The following is a 291-nucleotide window of genomic DNA, read 5'->3' on the forward strand; positions in this document are numbered from 1 at the left end:
ATGTCCAAACCCACGGCATGGGTGAGCCCAGCGACGAGGAACTTGATCGCCCGATGATGTGGCGTTTCTGGCGCGCCCTGCCGCCCAAGGGCAAGATTGGTGTTTTCCTCGGCTCCTGGTATACCTGGGCGATCCTCAACCGGGTCTATGGCCAAACCAAGGATGCTGATCTCGAACAGAGCCTGCAACGCGCCCAGCGGCTGGAAAAAATGCTGGTGGACGAGGGCACGCTGGTGATCAAGTTCTGGCTGCATCTTTCCAAGGAGAAGCAGAAAAAGCGGTTCGAAGAAC

At 57.7% G+C, this 291-nt stretch carries 1 pseudogene; it reads left to right on the plus strand.

Annotated elements, in window-relative coordinates:
• A pseudogene (locus tag LZP69_RS16080) lies at positions 1-291 on the plus strand (polyphosphate kinase 2 family protein); the annotation flags it as partial.

The organism is Shewanella sp. AS1, from assembly GCF_021412565.1.
Taxonomy (GTDB): Bacteria; Pseudomonadota; Gammaproteobacteria; order Enterobacterales; family Shewanellaceae; genus Shewanella.